32 protein-coding genes and 2 pseudogenes are annotated in these 23,315 nt (G+C 26.4%); 27 read left to right on the top strand and 7 right to left on the bottom strand.

Going from position 1 to position 23,315, the window contains the following annotated elements:
• Position 1 precedes the first annotated feature (1 nt).
• The 17 genes and pseudogenes from MSROBK_RS06540 to MSROBK_RS06470 all read left to right on the top strand — a co-directional run bounded on the left by MSROBK_RS06540 (position 2) and on the right by MSROBK_RS06470 (position 14,406).
• On the top strand, positions 2–919 hold the full coding sequence (locus MSROBK_RS06540) for a hypothetical protein (RefSeq protein ID WP_052443507.1): 918 nt from the start codon (positions 2–4) through the stop codon (positions 917–919).
• Positions 920–921: 2 nt separating this feature from the next.
• Positions 922–4,110 (top strand): DNA topoisomerase IV subunit A, encoded by a 3,189-nt coding sequence (gene parC, locus MSROBK_RS06535; protein ID WP_227991151.1) that lies wholly within the window; start codon positions 922–924, stop codon positions 4,108–4,110.
• A gap of 59 nt (positions 4,111–4,169) precedes the next feature.
• Positions 4,170–4,331, top strand: coding sequence for a phospholipase (locus MSROBK_RS11720; RefSeq protein ID WP_227991150.1), 162 nt, complete (start codon positions 4,170–4,172; stop codon positions 4,329–4,331).
• Positions 4,332–4,409: 78 nt separating this feature from the next.
• Positions 4,410–5,210, top strand: a complete 801-nt coding sequence (locus MSROBK_RS06530) for an ATP-binding cassette domain-containing protein (protein WP_040093695.1) — start codon at positions 4,410–4,412, stop codon at positions 5,208–5,210.
• On the top strand, positions 5,158–5,937 hold the full coding sequence (locus tag MSROBK_RS06525; protein WP_040093694.1) for a hypothetical protein: 780 nt from the start codon (positions 5,158–5,160) through the stop codon (positions 5,935–5,937). The genes MSROBK_RS06530 and MSROBK_RS06525 overlap by 53 nt, the downstream gene beginning before the upstream one ends.
• 115 nt (positions 5,938–6,052) lie before the next feature.
• Complete coding sequence (gene rpmG, locus MSROBK_RS06520; protein WP_040093693.1) at positions 6,053–6,202, top strand: 50S ribosomal protein L33; 150 nt, start codon at positions 6,053–6,055, stop codon at positions 6,200–6,202.
• 111 nt (positions 6,203–6,313) lie between these two features.
• A complete protein-coding gene (locus MSROBK_RS11715; protein WP_227991149.1) occupies positions 6,314–7,066 on the top strand; it encodes a GNAT family N-acetyltransferase in 753 nt (250 codons plus the stop codon).
• Between the two features lie 116 nt (positions 7,067–7,182).
• Positions 7,183–7,359, top strand: coding sequence for a hypothetical protein (locus MSROBK_RS11710; RefSeq protein WP_174842685.1), 177 nt, complete (start codon positions 7,183–7,185; stop codon positions 7,357–7,359).
• Between the two features lie 189 nt (positions 7,360–7,548).
• Complete coding sequence (locus tag MSROBK_RS06505; protein WP_040093692.1) at positions 7,549–10,359, top strand: cation-translocating P-type ATPase; 2,811 nt, start codon at positions 7,549–7,551, stop codon at positions 10,357–10,359.
• A gap of 68 nt (positions 10,360–10,427) precedes the next feature.
• Positions 10,428–11,537 (top strand): annotated as a pseudogene (gene aguA, locus MSROBK_RS06500) (agmatine deiminase).
• A 35-nt stretch (positions 11,538–11,572) separates the two neighbouring features.
• A complete protein-coding gene (locus MSROBK_RS06495) occupies positions 11,573–11,884 on the top strand; it encodes a hypothetical protein (RefSeq protein ID WP_040093691.1) in 312 nt (103 codons plus the stop codon).
• The gene (locus MSROBK_RS06490) at positions 11,809–12,084 is read left to right on the top strand and encodes a hypothetical protein (RefSeq protein ID WP_040093690.1); all 276 of its coding nucleotides are present in this window, start codon (positions 11,809–11,811) and stop codon (positions 12,082–12,084) included. Before MSROBK_RS06495 ends, MSROBK_RS06490 begins: the two co-directional genes overlap by 76 nt.
• 33 nt (positions 12,085–12,117) lie before the next feature.
• Positions 12,118–12,579, top strand: coding sequence for a hypothetical protein (locus MSROBK_RS06485; RefSeq protein ID WP_040093689.1), 462 nt, complete (start codon positions 12,118–12,120; stop codon positions 12,577–12,579).
• A 258-nt stretch (positions 12,580–12,837) separates the two neighbouring features.
• The gene (locus tag MSROBK_RS06480; RefSeq protein WP_040093688.1) at positions 12,838–13,065 is read left to right on the top strand and encodes a hypothetical protein; all 228 of its coding nucleotides are present in this window, start codon (positions 12,838–12,840) and stop codon (positions 13,063–13,065) included.
• 2 nt (positions 13,066–13,067) lie between these two features.
• Positions 13,068–13,250, top strand: coding sequence for a hypothetical protein (locus MSROBK_RS06475; protein ID WP_040093687.1), 183 nt, complete (start codon positions 13,068–13,070; stop codon positions 13,248–13,250).
• A 35-nt stretch (positions 13,251–13,285) separates the two neighbouring features.
• The gene (locus MSROBK_RS11705; RefSeq protein WP_146182482.1) at positions 13,286–13,513 is read left to right on the top strand and encodes a hypothetical protein; all 228 of its coding nucleotides are present in this window, start codon (positions 13,286–13,288) and stop codon (positions 13,511–13,513) included.
• 116 nt (positions 13,514–13,629) lie between these two features.
• On the top strand, positions 13,630–14,406 hold the full coding sequence (locus tag MSROBK_RS06470) for a hypothetical protein (protein ID WP_040093685.1): 777 nt from the start codon (positions 13,630–13,632) through the stop codon (positions 14,404–14,406).
• 958 nt (positions 14,407–15,364) lie between these two features.
• Here the strand turns inward: MSROBK_RS06470 and MSROBK_RS13755 are convergent.
• From MSROBK_RS13755 to MSROBK_RS13745, 5 genes and pseudogenes are all read right to left on the bottom strand, one after another.
• Positions 15,365–15,466 (bottom strand): annotated as a pseudogene (locus MSROBK_RS13755) (IS30 family transposase); the annotation flags it as partial.
• A 27-nt stretch (positions 15,467–15,493) separates the two neighbouring features.
• Positions 15,494–16,294 carry an IS3 family transposase gene (locus MSROBK_RS06465; protein ID WP_242441487.1) on the bottom strand — a complete coding sequence of 267 codons (801 nt, stop codon included), beginning with the start codon at positions 16,292–16,294 and terminating at the stop codon, positions 15,494–15,496.
• A gap of 32 nt (positions 16,295–16,326) precedes the next feature.
• Positions 16,327–16,602 (bottom strand): IS3 family transposase, encoded by a 276-nt coding sequence (locus MSROBK_RS06460; protein WP_040093278.1) that lies wholly within the window; start codon positions 16,600–16,602, stop codon positions 16,327–16,329.
• 343 nt (positions 16,603–16,945) lie between these two features.
• Positions 16,946–17,344 (bottom strand): transposase family protein, encoded by a 399-nt coding sequence (locus MSROBK_RS13750; protein ID WP_242441474.1) that lies wholly within the window; start codon positions 17,342–17,344, stop codon positions 16,946–16,948.
• On the bottom strand, positions 17,329–17,781 hold the full coding sequence (locus MSROBK_RS13745; RefSeq protein WP_040092446.1) for an IS5 family transposase: 453 nt from the start codon (positions 17,779–17,781) through the stop codon (positions 17,329–17,331). The genes MSROBK_RS13750 and MSROBK_RS13745 overlap by 16 nt, the downstream gene beginning before the upstream one ends.
• 149 nt (positions 17,782–17,930) lie before the next feature.
• On the opposite strand from MSROBK_RS13745, the gene MSROBK_RS06450 reads away from it, so the two are divergent.
• The 3 genes from MSROBK_RS06450 to MSROBK_RS13735 all read left to right on the top strand — a co-directional run bounded on the left by MSROBK_RS06450 (position 17,931) and on the right by MSROBK_RS13735 (position 19,506).
• The gene (locus MSROBK_RS06450) at positions 17,931–18,605 is read left to right on the top strand and encodes a UPF0236 family transposase-like protein (protein ID WP_052443506.1); all 675 of its coding nucleotides are present in this window, start codon (positions 17,931–17,933) and stop codon (positions 18,603–18,605) included.
• A 66-nt stretch (positions 18,606–18,671) separates the two neighbouring features.
• Positions 18,672–19,199 (top strand): transposase family protein, encoded by a 528-nt coding sequence (locus tag MSROBK_RS13740; protein ID WP_040093683.1) that lies wholly within the window; start codon positions 18,672–18,674, stop codon positions 19,197–19,199.
• On the top strand, positions 19,108–19,506 hold the full coding sequence (locus MSROBK_RS13735; protein WP_242441474.1) for a transposase family protein: 399 nt from the start codon (positions 19,108–19,110) through the stop codon (positions 19,504–19,506). The genes MSROBK_RS13740 and MSROBK_RS13735 overlap by 92 nt, the downstream gene beginning before the upstream one ends.
• Before the next feature lie 196 nt (positions 19,507–19,702).
• Here MSROBK_RS13735 and MSROBK_RS13730 read toward each other — a convergent pair whose 3' ends face one another.
• Together MSROBK_RS13730 and MSROBK_RS13725 are read right to left on the bottom strand one after the other, a co-directional pair.
• Entirely contained in the window at positions 19,703–20,101 is a 399-nt protein-coding gene (locus MSROBK_RS13730; RefSeq protein ID WP_242441474.1) for a transposase family protein, read from the bottom strand.
• Entirely contained in the window at positions 20,086–20,538 is a 453-nt protein-coding gene (locus tag MSROBK_RS13725) for an IS5 family transposase (RefSeq protein ID WP_040092446.1), read from the bottom strand. The genes MSROBK_RS13730 and MSROBK_RS13725 overlap by 16 nt, the downstream gene beginning before the upstream one ends.
• A gap of 393 nt (positions 20,539–20,931) precedes the next feature.
• Between MSROBK_RS13725 and MSROBK_RS06435 the strand changes: the two genes are divergently transcribed.
• From MSROBK_RS06435 to MSROBK_RS06405, 7 genes are all read left to right on the top strand, one after another.
• Complete coding sequence (locus MSROBK_RS06435) at positions 20,932–21,201, top strand: hypothetical protein (RefSeq protein ID WP_040093681.1); 270 nt, start codon at positions 20,932–20,934, stop codon at positions 21,199–21,201.
• Positions 21,194–21,478 (top strand): hypothetical protein, encoded by a 285-nt coding sequence (locus tag MSROBK_RS06430; protein ID WP_040093680.1) that lies wholly within the window; start codon positions 21,194–21,196, stop codon positions 21,476–21,478. The genes MSROBK_RS06435 and MSROBK_RS06430 overlap by 8 nt, the downstream gene beginning before the upstream one ends.
• Positions 21,479–21,490: 12 nt before the next feature.
• Positions 21,491–21,886: a hypothetical protein gene (locus MSROBK_RS06425; protein ID WP_040093679.1), complete on the top strand. Its 396-nt coding sequence runs from the start codon at positions 21,491–21,493 to the stop codon at positions 21,884–21,886.
• Between the two features lie 16 nt (positions 21,887–21,902).
• Positions 21,903–22,256, top strand: coding sequence for a hypothetical protein (locus MSROBK_RS06420; protein WP_040093678.1), 354 nt, complete (start codon positions 21,903–21,905; stop codon positions 22,254–22,256).
• Between the two features lie 69 nt (positions 22,257–22,325).
• Positions 22,326–22,646 carry a hypothetical protein gene (locus tag MSROBK_RS06415; protein ID WP_040093677.1) on the top strand — a complete coding sequence of 107 codons (321 nt, stop codon included), beginning with the start codon at positions 22,326–22,328 and terminating at the stop codon, positions 22,644–22,646.
• A 66-nt stretch (positions 22,647–22,712) separates the two neighbouring features.
• Positions 22,713–23,027, top strand: a complete 315-nt coding sequence (locus MSROBK_RS06410; protein ID WP_040093676.1) for a hypothetical protein — start codon at positions 22,713–22,715, stop codon at positions 23,025–23,027.
• Positions 23,028–23,059: 32 nt separating this feature from the next.
• Complete coding sequence (locus MSROBK_RS06405) at positions 23,060–23,302, top strand: hypothetical protein (RefSeq protein WP_040093675.1); 243 nt, start codon at positions 23,060–23,062, stop codon at positions 23,300–23,302.
• The last annotated feature ends 13 nt before the right edge of the window (positions 23,303–23,315 follow it).

Here is a 23,315-nt window from a genome sequence, read left to right as displayed (position 1 = left end):
TATGATGTTACTACCAGCAATTAAAACATTAATTACTGATTTAAATCAAACGAATGTAAAACTTAGCCAATATCAAAATTTTCAGTTATGAATTATTAACCTTAAAGAAAAAGAAGATATTATCACATTAGAATTATTAACATCAAATAATAGTGATGATAGCGATTATCAAGTTGTTAATGCAATTGACATCGCATCTGATGATCACGACACGTTAACTTGATGTTATGCAATCTTAGATTTAACAAAACAACAAACAATAACAAAAGAAGCCTTTTGAAGTAAAGTTACTGAACAACAACAAAAACTTTATGTGTTAGAGGAAAGTAGTGGCATCTATGTCTTAACAAAGAAAGGCGTTAATTTTTTTAAAGATACTACGATTGAAGAGGAATTAAATTACTATAATTATAATATTTTAACAATCTTAATATCATTACGAAAGATTAATGATGCCCCTAATTTAGAACCAAGAAAAGATCATGGGCAAATAAACTTTATTGGAGAAAATAAGAAGAATTTAATAATAATGAAAACAACAAGTTATAAATTAATGTTAATTGAGGGTTGCCTTGTTTATCAATGTGAAGTTGATTGGACAGCACAAAAGGGTAATTATTTAATTAAAACAAATGCTACCATTTATGATCAAACTAACTTTGTAATGACAAACAATGAAAAAATGCTATCCCAATTGTTCGATTTAACGAGGTTAATGAATATGGTTAATGAACGAACATTAGAATATTATCGAACATTATTATTGTTGAAACATCAACAACAACTATTTGTTTATGATAAACAATCAGATTGTTGAACCTTAACAATCCTAGGGCAGAAATTATTTTATCAAATTGATTATCCAAAATTTGTCATTAATCCCAATATGATGAAATTTAAGTTAGAGAAAGGAATATAAAAATGAGCAATAGCGAAAAAACAAATGAATTAATTTATACCTTAAATGATATTATGGCTGAACGTTTTGGCCGTTATGCAAAATATATCATTCAGGATCGTGCTTTGCCTGATGTTCGTGATGGTTTAAAACCGGTGCAACGGCGAATTTTATTTGCAATGAATGAATTACGGTTAACTTTTAATAGTAGTTATAAAAAATCAGCACGGATTGTTGGGGAAGTAATTGGGAAGTATCATCCACATGGTGATACTTCAGTTTATGATGCTATGGTCCGCTTATCACAGAATTGAAAAGTTCGTTATCCCTTAATTGATATGCATGGTAATAACGGTTCAATTGATGGTGACCCGGCGGCGGCAATGCGTTATACGGAAACACGATTAAGTGAAATTTCATCATTTTTATTACAAGATCTTGATAAAAAAACAGTTGCTTTTGCTCCCAATTTTGATGATTCTGAACAAGAACCAGTTGTATTACCAGCATTATTCCCAAATTTATTAGTTAATGGTTCAACGGGGATTGCCGCTGGATATGCGACAAATATTCCACCACATAATTTACATGAGATCATTGATGCAACAATTCATTTTATTAAAAAACCAAAAAGTAAAATTACTGAGTTAATTAAATATGTTAAAGGACCAGATTTTCCAACCGGAGGAATTATTCAAGGTAAAAATGGGATTTTAGAAGCTTATCGAACCGGAAAAGGTAAAATTATTATTCGAAGTAAAATTAAAAATGAAAACAATGCCTTAGTTATTACTGAAATTCCATATGAAGTTGTTAAACAAGACTTAGTTAAAAAAATTGATGATATTAAATATAATGAACCAGGGTTAAATATTAAAGAAGTTCGTGATGAAACTGATCGTGAAGGATTACGAATTGTGGTTGAACTAGGTAAACAAGCTAATTTTGAAATTGTTCGTAAATTTTTATTAAAAAATACTAATTTACAAGTATCATATAATTTTAATGTTGTTGGAATTGCTAAAAAACAACCATTACAATTAGGATTAAAAGAGATTTTAACTTATTATGTTGAACATCAGCACGAAGTTGTCACTAATCGTTCCCAATTTGAATTAGCTCGTGCGGAAAAACGATCAGAAATTGTCGCGGGATTAATTAAAACCATTAGTATTTTAGATGCAGTTATTACCACAATTCGCCATTCAAAAGACCGTACTGATGCGATAAATAACTTAGTTGCTAAGTTTGTCTTTAGTAAATTGCAAGCAGAATCAATTGTACAATTACGTTTATACCGTTTAACTTCAACTGATATTTTACAATTAGAAGCAGAACAAAAAGAATTAATTGCGACAATTGCTGATTTAAAAGCAATTTTAAGTGATATTAATAAATTAAACCATGTTATTATTCGGCAATTAGAATTAATTAAAAAAAGATTTCATAGTCCTCGTCGTAGCATTATTGAAGATGAAATCGAAGCAATTGAAATTGAAAAAACCGAAACAATTATTGAAAAAAATTTAAATATTTGAATTTCACGGGATGGTTATTTAAAAGCCTTAGAAAATAACCAACTGGTAAAATTAACAACAGAAGAATTTAAACGTAAACCAGGTGATTTATGAATTGCTGATTTTCAAGCTAATAGTTTAGATAAAATTTTATTAATTACTTCAAAAGGGAATTATGTTATTATTCCTGTTTATAAAATTAAATCCGTTCGAATTAAAGATATTGGTGAACATGTTAACACGATTTCCGAATTACCAGGAGAAGAAAAGATTATTAGTGCCTTTTTACTAAATGATTTTAATAAACCAGAACAATATATTATGTTAGCAACAAAAAATGGGATGATTAAAAAAACAGCAGTAAAAGATTTTGAAGCAACAAGAATTAGTAAAGCAATTAAAGCGATTAATTTAAAAGGCGATGATGAAGTTGTTGCCAGTCAATTAGTTGATAAACATTTATATGTTGTTGTAACAACAGTGAATGGGTTTATTGTGAAATATAAAGCAAAAGAAATTCCAGCGTTAGGATTACGAACAGCCGGGGTTAAGTCAATTAATTTACGAGATGATACTGTTGTTGGTGCTGGATATTGTAAAGAAGATACACTTGTTTTTATTACAAATCTTAATGCTGGAAAGAAAATTACAATAAAAGAACTACCATCATCAACACGACCAGTTAAAGGAACAAGAATGTTTAAAGTTAATAAAAAAGTAACTGAAGTAGTAAAATGAATTTTTCTGGCAAAACAGCATGATACCTTACACATGTTAAATCAGCAAGATGAAATTATGTTGTTTAATACTGATAAATTAAATGTTCATAAATTAGAACGTTCAACAGATCCATTAGGTGTTGAAAACATTGTTGATATTGTGATTCCACAATATTATAATTTAAAAATAATTCATTCGAGAAAAATGGTTGAACATCATAGCGAAAAACCAGCAAAAAGTCATCTTTTTCATTATGACCAGAAAAAACAACATCATAATGTTAAACCAGTAGATGATATAACTAAAACAGTTAATTCTACGGTTAATAAGTCAGCTCCGGACCAAAAAAGTAAAGAAAAAACAAATTCTCTAAATGATAGTAATAACGATGATGAAACTGACCTCGTTGTTAAAGCAAACCTAGTTTTAGAACCTATAGAATCTATCATTGAACCAAAAGAAGTAGGATCAGCACCAATTGAACTTGTTGAAATCAAGGTAGATTTAATAACAAATGAGATCCAAAAACAGCAAGAAAAACCAAGTGCTGAATTAAAAATAACCGAACCAATTCAAAAACATATTACAACACAAAAAGCAAAAAAGAAAAAACGAAAAGTAAAACAAATGCCAGAAGCACCATTAGAAAGCGTTAAGAAAACAACACCAATTATTGTTGAAGAACCATTATCATCTTTTTCTTTAAAAACTTTTGGCAAGGTTAAAACAACAGTTGATATCTTACTTGAAAAAAAAGAGTTAGCAAAAGTGCAAAGGGCATTAAAAGAACAAGCAGAAAACAATCACCCAGTAGAAAACAAGCCAGTGCAAAATGTAACACAAAAAGCGAAACCAAATCTTGGTAAAGTAGTTACAACTGTTGAGACTTTAATTAAAGATAAAAAAATTAAGACATCGGAAAATAAAAACTTCAATAAATTATCACCAACCCCACCAAAAAAGACCCGCGCTTAGCACGATTAAAAGCAATTGAAAAAGCACCACCAGGAACAATCATTGTTGGGTTGAAAGATGTGAAAACGAAGAATCAACAGCAAACAATGCAAAAAGTTGATTTTACAAAACCAAAAAAGAAACGAATTGATAAAAATAAATTTAAAAAAGATTTAGAAATTGAAGAAACAAAAGAATTAAAAATAACAATGTATGATCTTCTTGATAAAGATAAAAAATAATAAAAATCAGTCAAATTTTTACTGATTTTTATTATATAATTTTAATAATCTAATAAATAGAAATGGGAGCGATTAGAAATGACTAATTTAACAGAAGACTTTTTAGTTAAAGGCGTTAATATTAATAAATTTTATCGCAAACAACATGTTTTAAAAAATGTTAATTTAACGGTTAAAAAAGGCGATCGAATTGGAATTGTTGGTCCAAATGGAACAGGGAAAACAACTTTATGTGAGATTCTCGCCCAACTTCGTCGTGTTTCTGATGGAACTAGTGAAAAGAAATTTGGGGTTCGGATTGGGATGCAATTACAAGAATCAAAATATCCGAAAGGAGTTACTGGTTATGACATTCTAAACTTATATTTAAAAGCTTATAACTTACTTATTTCACCAAACGAAATTTATCAATTGCTATTAGATTTACAAATAGAAAAAATAATGAATAAAGACATCAGCAAATTATCAGGAGGACAACAACAAAAAATTAATATTTTATTAGCCTTAATTGTTGACCCTGATTTAATTATTCTTGATGAATTAGCAACAGGATTAGATTTAGAAATTAAAGATAAAATATATGAAATATTAAGCACCTTCTTGGCAAATAAGGATAAGGCATTATTATTAATTTCACATAATATGGAAGAAATTGAAAAATTTTGTGACACTTTAATTTTTATGGTTCATAGTGAAATTACAAAAATATCAAAAGTTCATGATGTTATTAGTGAATATGGTAGCGTTGAAAAATGTGTCAAAAATCAGTTTAAAGAATATCAAATTGGTGCTTATAACCAAGATTATAGAACAGGAGCAATGGAAAATGACAAATGAGCAAAAAACTGAGCAAAATACATCTATAAAAACAAAAAATAATTGCTTAGTTAGTGAAAAAATTAATTTATTTGCACTATATAGTTTTTTTCTAAATTATTTACGTCGTCAAAAATTAGTCTTAGCTTTTGCGGTTGTTATTATTCCAATTGGAATTTTGTGTCAAGCGATTTTTGCTAATCGCCATGGTCCGGAAGTAATGGCCTTATCAATTGGGATTACGTTTATTGCAACTGGTACTAGTGTTGCAATGTATATGATGATGGGATTTTTAATTGATTTAAAAATGTCTGTTGTTTATAAACGAATTGGATTATTAGAAATTAAACCCTTTGGGTTTATTGTCATTGTTTATGTCTATTGTTTTACTTTGGTATTAATTGCTGATTTATTAGTGTTAATCGCTAGTTTTATTATTACTGCTGCGTTAAAAATTAATTTTGGAACGGTTTATAATTTTGTTGTTTTCATCTTTTTCTTTATTTCAATTTTTATTACTGCTTTAGCAATTAGTTTAATGATGATTGCTGTTATTTTAATAAATTCACGAACTGTCCAATCATTAGTAACCGGAATCTTTAGTATTTTATTTGTTGGGGGCGCATTTATTATCGCTGCTTTTATTCCAGTTTTATTTGGTGGTGATTATAAATACGCCTTATTGTCTTTTACGGGCTTAAGTATTAGTTTAGGGATTATTCTGGATTCAATTCTTTTAACAGGGCTTTTAACATGGTTAATTATGAGGATTTTCCGGTGAGATAATTAAAATATTGCGAAAAAGAAGGTAAAATTAATTGGCAAAAGGAGATTATTTTGCTATGATATACTTGTTGCAAAATTTAGCAAAGAATTATGTTTGAACAGAAAAGAGGAATAAATAAATGCGTGAAGGAATAATTTTGCGTTGTGATCAATGTAAAGAAGAAAACTATATTGCAAAACGTGATAAAAAGAAACAACAAGAAAAGTTAGAAGTAAAAAAATATTGTTCAAAATGTAACCAACATACTTTACATAAAGAAAAAAAATAGTTCCTAACCAGGAACTATTTTTTTTATGATTTAGTTATTAAGCAATTTTGTGTTATGATTATTAAGAACAAAATCTGATAAACAAAAATAATCAATAAGGAGTAAACAATAATGATTCGACGTGCAACAATCTTAGATCAAAACCAAATTGAAGAATTACGCCAAAAAGCATTGAGTAAAGTTAGCATTGAAGATTATAGTTTGTTACAACAAAGAGCAATTTTAGAACAATGAAAAGATGAAGACTTTTGTAAAGTGCTAAGTGAAGAAGAAGGTTATGTTATTGTCTTTGACAATAAAATTTTAGCTTTTGGATCATATCATGCGGAACAAAATCAAATTACTCAATTGTATGTTGACCCCGAATATCAAGGATGATATTTTGGTAAAAAACTATTACAACAATTAGAAATAGTTGCTCAAACAAATGGTTTTTTAGATATTACTGTTAATGCTTATTTACCAACTGTTGCTTTTTTCAAAAACATCATTATAGTGCCATTAAAAAGAATTTACACCAGTATCAAGACCAAGAAGTTATCACATTTTTTATGAAAAAATACTTTTAATCTAACGAAAAGCGGGTATAATTTTACCATAGAACAAAGGAAGGATTTATTGATGTTGACAAATGGAAATTTAGATGCAAAAACATTAAAAACATTTAATTTTTTAAATTCTTTGAAATTAAATTTTCTTTCAATTGAACGAATTTTAAAAATGAAAACAGAATTAACATTTGACCAAAAAACAGTAATTCTTGGTTTACTTCGAAAACAACATAATATGAAAACTAACCTTTATCGTCATTATCAACCTGTAAAACAGCACAAGCCACGTCGGATTGCAAAACCAAAAGGATAACAAGTAACAAAAAAAGTAGCAAAAACAACAGGAAAACAAACAGAAACAGCAAAAAACAAACAGAAACAGCAAAAAACAAACGCCAAATTCATATTACAAATATTAGAAAAACGCATTTGTTTCCGCGGCAAAATAATCTGTTAGAATTAACAAAACAAAAGATTAACGCATTACGAAATGCTGTTCATACTTACAACCGGATGGGACAAGGCGCTATTAAATGACAAAATCCGTATTATACTAGTTTTCGATTAAAACAAGAAAATAATACTAAACGTCATAAAAATTTATAAAATGATTTTAAGTTATTAAAATCATTTTTTATTTTTACTAGGTTAATGCCTTAAAACCGTGATGTTTTTTATTAATAATTTTTAAATTACAGATTATCAATTAATAATTAATATCAAATTTAATATGTCAAATCAATATTTTTCAGGTATAATAATTATTAAAGCAAATGAACAGAAAGGTTAAATACTATGGAAGAATATATATCCCAGTACAATAACAACCTAGAATCTTCTTTACAAACTAATTTTGAAATTGGTTTAACAACTGACGAAGTTATCGTTCGTCAAAAACAATATGGTAAAAATGAGTTACCAAAAGGAAAAGTAACGCCATGATATGTTATTTTTGGAAAAGCTTTAATTGAGCCAATTCAATTAATTTTAATTGCGGCGGCAGTTATTTCTGTTATTGCTCCATTAGTTGGGAATAATTGAAAATTAAAAGGAGCATATTTTGTTGATTTTACGGTAATTGGAGTTATCGTTATTCTTGATGCAATCTTAGAAACGGTGCAAACAGTAAAAGCCCGTAAATCAATGGTCGCATTAAAATCGCTTTCTAAACCAAAAGCCGTTGTAATTCGAAATGATCTACAACAAGAAATTCCCGCCCATGAGTTAACTGTTGGTGATATTGTTATTTTAGAAGCTGGAAAATATGTCCCAGCTGAATTACAAATTATTGAACAATCAGATGTTTTTATTGATGAAGCAATTTTAACTGGTGAAAGTGTCCCAGTTCATAAAACAGCTAAACCGATTGAATCAACAACAATTTTAGCAGAAATGAAAAACATTGCTTTTATGTCAACTTTTATTACGGCTGGTCGTGCGGTTGGGGTTGTGATTAAAGTTGGGCAACAAACCCAAATTGGAAAAATTGCGACAACTATTAACGAAACAGAAGAAAGTCCAACAAATTTAGAAAAAAAACTAACAAAATTTTCATATTGAATTGCAGGATTAAGTTTTATTATTGCAATTATTATTTTCATTGCGTTATATTTTAGTGGCAATAAAAGTGGTTTAACAAACTATTTAATGGTTGCCATTACTTTAGCAATTGGGGTTATTCCAGAATCATTGGCCGCTGTTGTTTCAATTACCTTATCATTTTCCACAAAACGAATGGCAAAACAAAATGTTATTGTCAAAAAACTAGCTAGTATGGAAACACTAGGTAGTGTTAATGTTATTTGTACCGATAAAACTGGGACTTTAACAGAAAATAAAATGACAGTAAAAAAAGTCATTATGAATAATAATATAACTACTGCTGAAACATACCAAGGTGTTAATCATGATCAACACCAAGATTTATTTTTAAAAGCACTGGTGCTATGTAATGATAGTGTTAATGAAGATAAAGAACGAATTGGTGATCCAACCGAATTAGCATTAGTTGATTATGCTGAATTATTTGCATATGATGAACAAGATTCGCGTGACAAATGAGAACGGATTGATGAAGTTCCGTTTGATTCAGAACGAAAACTAATGTCAACATTAAATGTCATTGATGGTGTCAGTACGACTTTTACAAAAGGAGCATTAGATAGTTTATTACAATATTGTGATCGCATTATGATTGAAAATAAAATTTTAACACTAACGGATGAACATAAAGCAGAATTATTAAGATTAGCTGATGATTTATCAACCCAAGCATTACGAGTGTTAGCGTTTGCTTATAACACTAATTTTGATGATGAACAAGACCCCGAAGCATTAGAAAATAATTTAATTTTTTTAGGAGCAGTTGGAATGATTGACCCTGTTCGGCGCTCAGCAGTTGAGGCTGTTAAGAAAGCACATGCTGCTGGGATTGAAGTTGTCATGATTACTGGTGATTATGCAACAACAGCCTTAGCAATTGCGAAAGAATTAGATTTAGCTTATTCTGAATATGAAGTGATTTCTTCAGAACAATTAAATGAAATGAGCGATAAACAGTTAATTCGGATCATTGATAAAATTAAGGTTTTTGCCCGAGTTAATCCCGAACATAAAGTCCGCATTGTCAATATTTTGCAACAAAAAAAATATTTAGTGTCAATGACTGGTGATGGGGTTAATGATGCTCCCGGTTTAGTTAAAGCTGATATTGGTGTTTCAATGGGAATTACCGGAACTGATGTTGCCAAACAAGCAGCAGATGTTATTCTAACTGATGATAATTTTGAAACAATTATTAAAGGAGTTAATGAAGGCCGTAATGTTTATCAAAAAATTCGTCGTGCAATTACCTTTGTCATTGGTGTTAACTTAGCTAATGTTTTATCAATTTTTATTTTATCTTTAATTAATCATGTTTCACCTGTCGAAGCAACTGATATCTTATGAATGAACTTGGTAATTGAATCAATTTTGGCAATTTGTATTGGAATGGGGGATAATGACGATACTTTAATGCAAGTAAAACCGTTACAAGGTGAAAATTCACTCTTTCGGAAGATTTGAGGATCAATGTTACGCATTACCATTTTAACAAGTGCTGTTTGTATTGGAGCATATTACTTTGGAATGATTTTTGTCCCTGCCGAGGATTATCAAGCATATGGTTATCAAACTGTTTTTGACTTTTTACGTAGTAGTGATTCAATGATTACCGTGGAAATGAAATTACAAATGTCTGATTTTGGGCGAACATCAATTTTTCTAGTTTTAACTTGTGCGCCAAGTATGTTTGTCAATACTGTTACCTTATCTGATTGAAAAATAAAAGCACAATTTAAACCAATTATTAATCGCCCATTAATCTTTGCAGCCATTGGCGCAGTGTTATTAAACATTATAATGTTATTTATTCCATGAATTAATAACAAGGTTTTAAATCTAAATGATTTAGAAGTTTATACTCAAAGTAACTGGTATTTTGTCCCCGCTTGTTTAGCAATGGCAATGATTCCAGTAACAGTAATTGTGATGACTGATGCCCTTTATTTTTGATGACATCATAATCTAAAACAATGTTTCCAACGAATTGGACAAAAAAAATAACTCTTATTTTAAAAAAAATAATTTTTGATATAATATTGTTATATTTATTATTGAAGGATTCGAAAAAAATGAGTAAGTTATTAACAACAACCCCAAAACAAGATGGTTTTTATATGCCAATTGAATCAACATAACACCGTAGTACTTGAATGTTGTGACCACACATGAAGGATAACTGACATGATGATAGTAGACCAGCGCGAGCAACATTTGCTAAAATTGCCAATGCAATTAGTAAATATGAGCCAGTTAAAATGATCATTAATTATGAAGATTCCACCGAAGCACGAGCAATGTTAGATGAAAATGTTATTTTAGTTGAAATTAAACATTTTGATAGTTGAGATCGTGACATGGGACCGCTTTATGTTATTAATAAGCAAGATGAACGGCGTGTCGTTAATTTTCAGTTTAATGGGTGAGGAATGCAAAATGTTCCTGAAATTAATACCCCTGATTTTAAATGAGATTATACCGTTGATGATCAAGTTAGCAAAGTCATTAGTGAAAACAGCGATGTTGACTATTATCAAGCGCCAATGGTTTTAGAAGGTGGGAGCATTCATCAAGATGGTGATGGCACAATTTATACGACAGAAGAATGTTTATTAAATCCAAATCAAAATCCACATTTAACAAAAACACAAATTGAAGAATATTTAAAACAATATTTAAATGCGGAAAAAGTAATTTGAATTCCTCGTGGCGTATATAATGACGAAACTAGTCGCTATGTTGATAATTTAATGCATGTGATTGCCCCTGGACATGTCATCTTAAGTTGAACTGATGATCAAAATGACCCCCAATATGAACGTAGTTTAGAAGCTTTAACTGTTTTAGAAAATAGTACCGATGCAAAGGGGCGAAAAATTAAAGTAACAAAACTTCATTAACCATCAATCCTTCATGTTAGTGAATCAGAAGCGGCTCATCGCGAGTATAGTGTCCGTTTTGCAACAGAAATTGCTGGATTCCGTATGCCTGCTAGTTATGCAAATTTTCACATTATTAATGGTGCTATTCTTGTCCCAGCCTTTGATGATCCAATTTGAGATCAAAATGCTGTTGATGTTCTACAACAATGTTTCTCTGATCGTAAAATAATTCCAATTAATACCCGCGAAATATTACTGGGTGGCGGTAATATTCATTGTATTATTCAACAAGAATTGTAAAATAGAAACTGATTTATTTTAAAAAGGAGAATATTATGGCCATAACAAAAGGAGAACTTAAAAAAACAACTTTAGCACAACAACCAGTCCACAAGCAAGATAAATTATTTAATAAAAAAATAAATACTTTTACCTTGGAAAAATTAATTCGCCATAATCACCACGGGAAAGTTGAACCAGCAAATAAAATGATTGAAGAATATTATGCTCGTCGTGAACATGACATCGAAACCGCAAAAAAGCAAACCGTGGGGGAATTTATAACTTTCGGATGAGTAAATATGATCATATCTTTAAAACAACCAAAGACCAACAATCGCAAAAAGCAAAACTTGCTCCTAATTTAAAGCAGCACGGAAAAACATTAGCTTTTAATCGTTTTACAGACCAACATTTAACAAGACAAAATGGATTAGCTATTAAAGCGGAAGATAATCGTCCCGTTATTGATTTATTTGATGAAAATAACAGGGAACAACAACCAGCACTTATTATTTATGATCCCGTAAAAGGGATTTATGTCATGCAAAATCCACCAGGCAAGTAAACAACGATAACTAAAAACAATAATAGTGACAATTTGCAAGCTAATTCATCAGAAAGGACAACTTTAAAAAATAATAAAATTTATGATAATGCACCAAGACAACGTTATATTAAAACAACAAAACATAGTAGTTATGTTGCAAATCGAATTGATCCAAGTAAAAAACCAACGTTTTTAAGTCAAATTAAAGATGAACCCGATGAATTAAGTGCATTTAAAAAACATAATGAAGGTGAAAAACCATTATCTTCTCAAAATAATATTGGTTCACCAACAACTAAGCTACAACCAGCAAAAAAAGAACTGGTTAAATTTACCAAAAAACAATTTTTACAACAATTAGAAGCAAAACACCAGCAGCAAACTTCATATGCTCCCAATTATTATCAAACGATTAGTTCATCAAAAAAATATTTTCGTAATTTTTTAAAAGTAATGTTTCGACCTCTAATGTTTTGCAAACGAACTAATAAGGCTAAACGTTGAAACAAATAAAATAAATATTCCAATCTAAAAAAGAAAAACAACTGTTTTTCTTTTTTTAAATGTTTTAAATATTTCCAAATATTTTTTAATTAATAATGAAAAAGTGTGCTATATTTAAATGATTAATAGAAAGGGAAAAACTATGAAAAAACAACATTTTTTCCTAATAGACTGAAAAAGATGGGGTTTTAAAATCTTCTTTTTTTATTAGGATTATATATTTTTACAATTGGATTAAGCTTATATTTACCAACTGCTGTTGGCGTGATGCATCTTGATTTTACGATTTATGCTGTTTTAATGGTATGAAAGGGGATTTATCCAGATGGAATATTAGATACAACTGTTTCCAACGGAACAGTCCATTGATTAGTGCTAGGGATCTACTTTGCAATTTTAATGTTATTTTCATTTACGTTTGCAGTAATTAGTGATTATCGAAAATATCAAATAACAAAACTAAAAAAGAATTTAACTTATTATGAACAATCCTAATTATGGATTTAATTATTGTCTTTTTAGAACCCTTTATGTTACAACTGCATGAATTATATTTAACACCAACTGTGGCAAATAAAATTAAAAATAGCCCTTATACAATTCGCATGTGAATTTTTTTAGTTGGGTTTTTATTAAATGCTGTTGGTGATGCTATTTGACTAAAATCTGATATTTTTTAGGTCCTTATAACTCAATTTGTACTAATTTTCAAAAAATGAGTAACTGAAAGTTTGTTAATGCCCGAATTTTCTTAGATTTTTGTATTTTTTTACCCGGAATCATAATTACATTATCAACTAATACAATTAGTTGAGATCTAAAAGGGAAGTTTTTATTAAATTATGTTAATCTTGGAACAGTAGCCTTTATTTTCGCCTTTGGACCACTTGTTCATTTAATGTTAAAACAATTTGATAAATGACTATTGCAAAAAAATAATTAACATTAAAATGTTAAATTATTAAAAAGGGATATATTACAATCTTTTTATTAGCAAATATGATAAGATAAATTAGTATCAATTATCACCTTACAAATATAAACAAATGAGGAGATGTAATGATTACTTTTGAACATATTTGAGAATTTTTAGCAACTTATTGAGAAGTTTTTATTGCTGTTTCATCATTTCTTGCTGCAATTTTATTAGGAGTAATTTCCCTTCGTGTTCAAATGAAAAATTATCAAAAAAACTTAGCGCAATTAATTAAACGAGATAATTATCGCTTTAAAAAACTTGTCAAAAAAACGAAGTTAAATCCGGATAGTATTATTTTTAAAAGTTATCTTAGAGCAAAAATGATTTTTGTTTTAAATGATGAAAATGATAAAACACAAGGTCCAAATTATTATATTTCTTTTCGTGAATATAAATTAATTAAACTTATTTTTCGCAATATTAATCATCACTTAGTTAAGTTTAACTATATTTTAAAGTTAATTAAACAATATAATATTGCTAATCAAAACATTAAAATTATCAAAAAATCGAAACTTTCAGAGAGTTTAGATTTATATCCAAAGTCATTAGAAAATCAGACTTTACTACAAGCTAGTAAAAAAGATTACTTTCTTAATAGTATTTATGATCATACTGGTAATTTAATGGTACAACATCAAATTACTGAAGAAACAATTTGAGATCAATATAATTTCTTTTTAAAACATGATTGCGACGATATGATTATTATTGTGATGATTAAAACAAAGAAAAATGAAACAGAAAATATTACAAAAGAAAGTGAAAATAAAGTCTTTTTTTCAATAAACACTGCTGAAACGAAAAAAGTTATCAATACAGAATTTAAAAATATGAAATTATATAATTATTTATAATATTTTTGTTGTTAAATGCTATAAAAATGTTTTTAAGGAGTATAATAAAAGAAGTTAAAAAAGTAAAAAAATAATTGTTAATTAATAATTATGCAATAATAAATTTGTATTAAATCAATAAAAGGAGGAATTAATATGGGAGTTAATTTATTTTTTAAAAAAAGAAAATGTCAAATTTGTAAATTTATTTTAATCAAAAAATTTGTTGATCGTTTATATTTTAAATTAGGTGTTTGTTCAATGAAATGTAATCGCAAGAGAGTTGATCTTAATCATCACGACCATGATCACAAAGCAATCTTTCAATTTTAATTAATCTTTTTACTTTTTTACTATTATTATCCTTAGTAACTTTGTTTTAATATTAAAGTCGTATAACAAATAAAGTGAGGCTAAATTTAGTTTTCTAAATTTAGCCTCACTTTTTATAAACTAACAGTAATAAGACCGGTAATAGTTTGAATGAGAGTAAAAATATCTGCTAAATCTATGATATAATAAAATAATAGATAAGAAATAGAGATCTCTATAGCTTTAACTATTTTTATTTACAAAAAATAATTTTATAGAAGGAATGTTTTCGTTGTGTCTAAATGTTTAGTTAAAGTTTGTTTTGTATTAAATTTCTGAAATTGAAAAATAAGAATTTTAATTTTAATTTTTAGAAGAAAAAAACGAAGGCACAGTTCTGTTAGTTAAAAGTATTCATAAAGTTATATATTTTAATTTTTTTACTGGATAAAGTTTATTATTTTTTATAAAAATTTTATTTAAAATAAATTGTTTTTTATGTAAAGTAAAGATGCAAGTAGGACAATTAGCCCTTATTAATTTGATAATATATCTTTTATTAAAAAATGCAACTATTTTTTTAAAAAAAATATTTTTTTTAAATTATGTAGTTATTTCAGCACCACAAAAAATGATTTTTGTTAAAAATCTAAAATTAATAATTTAATTACTGAATATTTTGTAAAAATACCTCTTTGGAGGATAATCAGCCCAAACTTGGTCGTGTTTTCTCATTAATAATTTTCATAACTTTATTAATTTCTTTTTGGAATGGCAAGGGTTTTTTGGACAAATTTTATGTAGAGTAAAGATTTTTATATTCAATTGGTGTTAAATAATTTAATTTGCTGTGAATTCGTACATTATTGTATCAATTAACATAGTCAAATAATTCTAATTTAAATTGTTCAATATTTTTAAATTTTCTGTTTTTAATTAATTCTGTTTTTAAAATTTTATAGGTTGATTCAGAAACAGCATTATCATAAGGACAGCCTGGTTTACTATAAGATTTTGCAACATTGTTTTTAGTTAAAAGATTGTAAATGATATTGTTATTAAATTCGCTGCCTTGATCAGTATGAAATATTTTAATATTATCTAAAGAAAAACTAAGCTTTTTAAAAGTATTTTCAACTAATTTGGCATCTTTATGAGAACTAACATCATAACCAATAACTTCACGATTAAATAAATCAATTAGAAAGCACACATAATATCATTTGCTATTGATAGCAACTTTTGTTAAATCACTGACAACAACTTCATGTAGTTTATAATTATTAAATTCTTGATTTAACAAATTATGATATTTGTATGTAGCGTTTTTGTTACTTTGATGTTTATATTTAAGTTTTGTATAATTGGAAATTAAGTTATATCTTTGCATTATTTTACTAATTTTTATTCGTGATAATAAAATATTTTGTTGTGCTAACATAACTTTAATTTTTCTTGTGCCATAATTTTTACGACTTTTTAAGAAAATACTGATAACAGCATTATCAATAGTATAGTTTGATTTAGGATTATTTGATTTCAATTGATAATAAAACGTTGATCTAGGAACTTTTAGTGTTTTGCATAAATTAGTAATTGCATATTTTTCTTTGTTGTTTTTAATAATTACTATTTTTTGCCTATTATCAGTGTGGCTTGCTTTAAAATATCATTTTCCATTCGTAATTGTTTAATTTCTTTTCTTAGCTGAATTAGTTCATTTTCTTCTGGGCTTCGATTATCTTTTGCTTTAAATGAACCAGAATTATTGAATTCATGAATTCATTTTCAAACTGTTGATTTACCGACCTGATAGTCACTGGACAATTGTTTTGCTGTTTTACCTGTTTTATAAAGACTAACAATTTGTTGTTTAAATTCATCGGTATAATGATTCTTTGCCATAATTACACCTCCATTTATTAATTTAATTATAATCCTTACTCCACATTATTGTTGTCCAATTTATTTTAACCCATCCAAACAAATAAAAATGGCAAACTAGGAGGAAATAGATTTGTTTTTTTACTAGATATAGAAATGGGCAGAAAACCATATCAACGAATTCATTTTGATTTATATATTAGACTTCTTGCATTACTTGTTAAAAAATTGCAAATATTTGTAAAAAAGATACTAATATAAAAATATAATTTTAATTAATTATGTTTTTTATTTAAAAATTTAATATTTTTCCACAACGAAAAATTAATTTATTATTTAAATTATTTAATTTTAAATAAATATTTTATGTTAAATATAATAATTGTAAATTATAAATTGAGGCAATTAAATTAAATCTTAAACCAAATCTTTTTCTTCGATTACGATATTTTTCTGTAATAATTTTAAATTTTTTAAGAATAGCAAAAATATTTTCAATAATAATTCTCATTTTTGAAACTAGTCTATTATATTGCTTTTGTTCTTTGTTTAAAGGGTTTTTCTTTGTTTTCTTTGTAGGTATTAGAACATTATTGTGATTTTTTTGTATTCCTTGATAACCACTATCAACTATTAATTTGGTATTTTTTAAAATTGGGATTTTTGATTCTTTAAATAAAGCATAATCATGTTTTTTTCCGAGCGAAAAACTTGTTGCAATAATTTTTTTGGTTTCTTGTTCGATAATTACTTGTGTTTTGATCGTGTGTTTTTTCTTTTTACCAGAATAAGATTGTTTTTGTCTTTTTTTGGGCGTTGGATTGGAGTTTCGGTAGCATCAATAATAATAGTTTTATCATTAAAATAATCATTTATTAGTGCTTTTTTACCAGCAAGTTGTTGAAAATCAGAGTTTTTAATTAAAATATCTTCAATTCACTTAATATTACGATAACAATTAGCCTCACTAATATCAAAACTTTTACCAAGATGAAAATAAGTCTGATATTCTCGTCAATATAATAAAGTCATCAATAATCTATTTTCTAATGATAGTTTATTAGTTTTACCACCTTTTTTAAATTTTTCTATTTCAGCAACTTTTAAAATATCTAACATTTTATTAAAAGTGGATTTTTTTATTCCTGTTAATCTTAACCATTCTCTATCATTAAGAGTATTAAATTTATTATTGTTCATATTTTTATGTCCTCATAAATTATATTTTATAATAATATTTTAATAAAAAAGGGTATCGCAAGAAGTCTATTAAAGTTCTCAAGGAATTAGATTCTGGTAAACGTTATCGAGATATTATTGATAAGTATAAAGATTCAAAGATTTCACCAATGACTATTTCTAATATTTTTCGTAGTGTTGATTTAGCTGAAATAAATGAAAATTTTAAACATATGGCTCTTCCAAATAAAATAAGAGCCGATAGCAAATATGTTTACTTAGGGCTGGATGACACATTTACTAAAATTTTTAAAAAGCATAAGAAAATTGACAAAAATATGGTTAGATTAGCATATTTACATACCGGAATTGATTGGCAAAAATCTAGTAAAAAAAGACATTTCTTACAAAATAAACGATTATTAATGGTAATGTCAAAAAATGTAAATCTTAAAATGAAAGAATATCGTCAATTATTAAAGGAATTTATTAATAATAACTATGATTTAACAGGCAAGCAACTAATAGTAATGGGTGATGGTGCAGAATGAATTAAAAAATTAGCTGAATATTTGAAAACAGATTATGTCTTAGATGAATTTCATTTAATGGCTAAAGTTCATCACTGCTTTAATTTTCGTAGACTAGGTAAAGATTCAAAAAAAGAACTAACTGTAGAAGAAACTCAGAAAAAAGCAATTTATCAAGATGTATATGCTTTTGTTAGAAAAGGGGAAGTTAATTCTATTTTGGATTATTTAAAAACATTTTTGACAAAAGAAATGCAAGATATATATCCATTTTTAAAAGATAAAAAAGACAAAGTCAAAGATTTAATTCAATAGACTTCTTGTGATACCATTTTTTATTAAAATATTATTATAAAATATAATTTATGAGGACATAAAAATATGAACAATAATAAATTTAATACTCTTAATGATAGAGAATGGTTAAGATTAACAGGAATAAAAAAATCCACTTTTAATAAAATGTTAGATATTTTAAAAGTTGCTGAAATAGAAAAATTTAAAAAAGGTTGTAAAACTAATAAATTATCATTAGAAAATAGATTATTGATGACTTTATTATATTGACGAGAATATCAGACTTATTTTCATCTTGGTAAAAGTTTTGATATTAGTGAGGCTAATTGTTATCGTAATATTAAGTGAATTGAAGATATTTTAATTAAAAACTCTGATTTTCAACAACTTGTTGGTAAAAAAGCACTAATAAATGATTATTTTAATGATAAAACTATTATTATTGATGCTACCGAAACTCCAATCCAACGCTCAAAAAAAGACAAAAACAATCTTATTCTGGTAAAAAGAAAAACACACGATCAAAACACAAGTAATTATCGAACAAGAAACCAAAAAAATTATTGCAACAAGTTTTTCGCTCGGAAAAAAACATGATTATGCTTTATTTAAAGAATCAAAAATCCCAATTTTAAAAAATACCAAATTAATAGTTGATAGTGGTTATCAAGGAATACAAAAAAATCACAATAATGTTCTAATACCTACAAAGAAAACAAAGAAAAACCCTTTAAACAAAGAACAAAAGCAATATAATAGACTAGTTTCAAAAATGAGAATTATTATTGAAAATATTTTTGCTATTCTTAAAAAATTTAAAATTATTACAGAAAAATATCGTAATCGAAGAAAAAGATTTGGTTTAAGATTTAATTTAATTGCCTCAATTTATAATTTACAATTATTATATTTAACATAAAATATTTATTTAAAATTAAATAATTTAAATAATAAATTAATTTTTCGTTGTGGAAAAATATTAAATTTTTAAATAAAAAACATAATTAATTAAAATTATATTTTTCTATTAGTATCTTTTTTACAAATATTTGCAATTTTTTAACAAGTAATGCAAGAAGTCTATTATTTAAATTATTTAATTTTAAATAAATATTTTATGTTAAATATAATAATTGTAAATTATAAATTGAGGCAATTAAATTAAATCTTAAACCAAATCTTTTTCTTCGATTACGATATTTTTCTGTAATAATTTTAAATTTTTTAAGAATAGCAAAAATATTTTCAATAATAATTCTCATTTTTGAAACTAGTCTATTATATTGCTTTTGTTCTTTGTTTAAAGGGTTTTTCTTTGTTTTCTTTGTAGGTATTAGAACATTATTGTGATTTTTTTGTATTCCTTGATAACCACTATCAACTATTAATTTGGTATTTTTTAAAATTGGGATTTTTGATTCTTTAAATAAAGCATAATCATGTTTTTTTCCGAGCGAAAAACTTGTTGCAATAATTTTTTTGGTTTCTTGTTCGATAATTACTTGTGTTTTGATCGTGTGTTTTTTCTTTTTACCAGAATAAGATTGTTTTTGTCTTTTTTTGGGCGTTGGATTGGAGTTTCGGTAGCATCAATAATAATAGTTTTATCATTAAAATAATCATTTATTAGTGCTTTTTTACCAGCAAGTTGTTGAAAATCAGAGTTTTTAATTAAAATATCTTCAATTCACTTAATATTACGATAACAATTAGCCTCACTAATATCAAAACTTTTACCAAGATGAAAATAAGTCTGATATTCTCGTCAATATAATAAAGTCATCAATAATCTATTTTCTAATGATAATTTATTAGTTTTACCACCTTTTTTAAATTTTTCTATTTCAGCAACTTTTAAAATATCTAACATTTTATTAAAAGTGGATTTTTTTATCCCTGTTAATCTTAACCATTCTCTATCATTAAGAGTATTAAATTTATTATTGTTCATATTTTTATGTCCTCATAAATTATATTTTATAATAATATTTTAATAAAAAAGGGTATCGCAAGAAGTCTATTGAAATTATTTAATGATTTAGGAAAATCAAAGGAGAGATAAAATGGAAATATTAAGTATGATTTTTTCAGGAATTGTAGCTAGTTCTTTTTTAATATTATGTATCTCATTAATAAAATATTTAAAATTCAGAAGACTAAAGAAACACTTTGATATTTTACCAAAGAAAGAAAAAAGAAAGTTTTATATTTATAAAATATTATGAATAATATTTAGCATAATTTTTGTAGTAACATTAATTACATTCATTAGTATAAGCACAATTTAAATTGTGCTTTTTTATAACTTTCGGATAGGATGTTTGTGCGAAAGGAGAAAAGATAAATGAAACTTAAGAAAGTTGAAAACTTTGTTGATAATGTAATTTTTGCTATTTTAGTTTTACTTCCATGAGTATTAATTGATTTACCAATTATATTAATTTTAATTTTTACAGAGCCAACTTTAATTATTAGTTCTGTATTAATTTTTATTGGAGTGATTTTAGGAAGTATGATTTCAATTACAGTTGGATATATTTTATTAAAGAAAAAAACTAAAAAGCTGGAAAACACATTATTACTTTCTAAAAAGGAGGAAAAAATAAATGATTAATCTTGAAAAGCAAAATAAAATGTTAGAAATTTTTAATATAATTCATATTATTGATTTAAAAAATGAATTACGGGAATATGACGATGCTTTAGATTTATGAATTTTACCAGCTAATAGCGACACAGTTAAAATAGTAACTACAAATGGTTTTGTAAAAGAATACAATTTATCTAATTTTAATTCTATTGAAGAACTTAAAAATTTAATTAAGCAAGATGTACAAAAAGAATTATCCAATAAAAAAGAACTTACAAATGTTGCAGTAAGAACCAGATAGGAAAAGAAAATTATGTCAAATAAAGCATTGAAAAATGAACTAGTTATTGAAAAAACAAAAGAAAATGTTTTGAAAAGATGAAATAGTTATATAAAATCCAAATTTAATACTGCAATGGTTTTTGAACAATACAAAATCTTTATGCATAAAATTAATGAAGAATTTTCATATTATAATTTAGCAGATGATTATTATGGTTATGATCTTGAATTTGCGATTTTTGATAAAAAAGATAATTTAATTTTTACAACTAACGACGAAAAAAAGATCTACTTTTTTGAAGAATATTTGTTAGATCCTAATATTTACAAAGACAAATTCGACAATTACATTAATAAAATAGAAAATAGGGTTGATAGTTTTGAAGATTTAGATGAATGTCAAGAACTTATTGATTTTACTAGATAGGAGAAGAAAGATTATTATGAGCAAAGAAAATGATTTATTTGATATTAGATTAGATTACCAAAAAGATTTAGTTAGTAATTTTGGAATGGCTTTAGAAGATATCTTGGAGAAAATGGATACTAATGATGAATTTTATAATGATGTCAAAGAATATACAAATGATTATTTTGTTGATTATGAAATATATAATTATCAATTATTTGAATTAACTGGTCAATTGTATCATCAAGGATACAATGTTTTGGAAAAAGCAATTGAGTGAGATACAGATAATCCAATGATAGTAAACTCATTATTAGAAGAATACATATGAGATGATTTAGTTATTGAACATAATATTATAGTTTTTAAAGAAGAACCAGTTCGTTAAAAACTGTTTTTCTTTTATGTTCTTTTAGTTTGCTTTCGGATAGGATGCTTATGCGAAAGGAGAAATAAAATGTCAAAAATTAATGCAATTACTGAATTATTTTTACATGAAGCAGCACAAAACTGAGATAAATCAAAAAAAGAAGATATTCTAGAACATGCAGATACTCATTTGGAAACAACAATTAGAAATTATTTAAAACATACTAATATCAATAGTAATCTATTAAACGAAATGGCAGATCAAGGTTATACACCGTTAGAAAATGTAGATATTGCTACAACTTCTAATGAAAAAATCATAGATTTGGTCACTGCTAATTTAAAAGAATTAATTTATAATAACTTAAAACAAAATCATATTTACAATTCTGAAGAACTTACGCGCTAAGTTCTTTTTATTGTGTGCTTTTTTATGACTTTCGGATAGGATACTTATGCGAAAGGAGAGAAAAATATGATTATTTTAAATTTATTGTCAGGAACCGGGTTTAATGGTCAAGGAATTATAGATTCAGTTACTCCATGAGTAAACATTGGAGTTTGATTATTATTCGGCGGTGGTGGTTTGATAATGGCTGTTAAAACAGGAATAATTATAGTTAAAATGGGTATGGCTTCTGATAATCCAGAATTAAGATCAGAATTAAGATCTTCATTGCTTTGACCTTTAATTTCAACAATTATATTATTTGCAATTCCTACAATTGTAAATGCAGTATTTGCAGCTATGGGATTGAACTTGTCACTTTCTCCATCAGCGACTGGTTAGTTTTAGTAAATTATATAGAAAGGAGAGTATAAATGCAATTATTATCAATATGAGATGGAATCAGCAAAGCATTATTAGATTTAATGTGACGGATATTTTTACAAGGTCCACTTCAGATTATTAATATTTTTAATAAAATATTAAATTATTTATCAGGTGGTATTTTATCAGATATTTTATTTGGTTCATCACAAAATTTTGATTTTGCAAATCTACCAATTGCATTCTTTATTAGACTTCTTGCGATACCCTTTTTTATTAAAATATTATTATAAAATATAATTTATG

It is taken from the genome of Spiroplasma poulsonii (genome assembly GCF_009866525.1).
In the GTDB taxonomy this organism is placed as follows: domain Bacteria; phylum Bacillota_I; class Bacilli_A; order Mycoplasmatales; family Mycoplasmataceae; genus Spiroplasma; species Spiroplasma poulsonii.
This window is presented reverse-complemented; position numbering and strand designations above follow the sequence as displayed.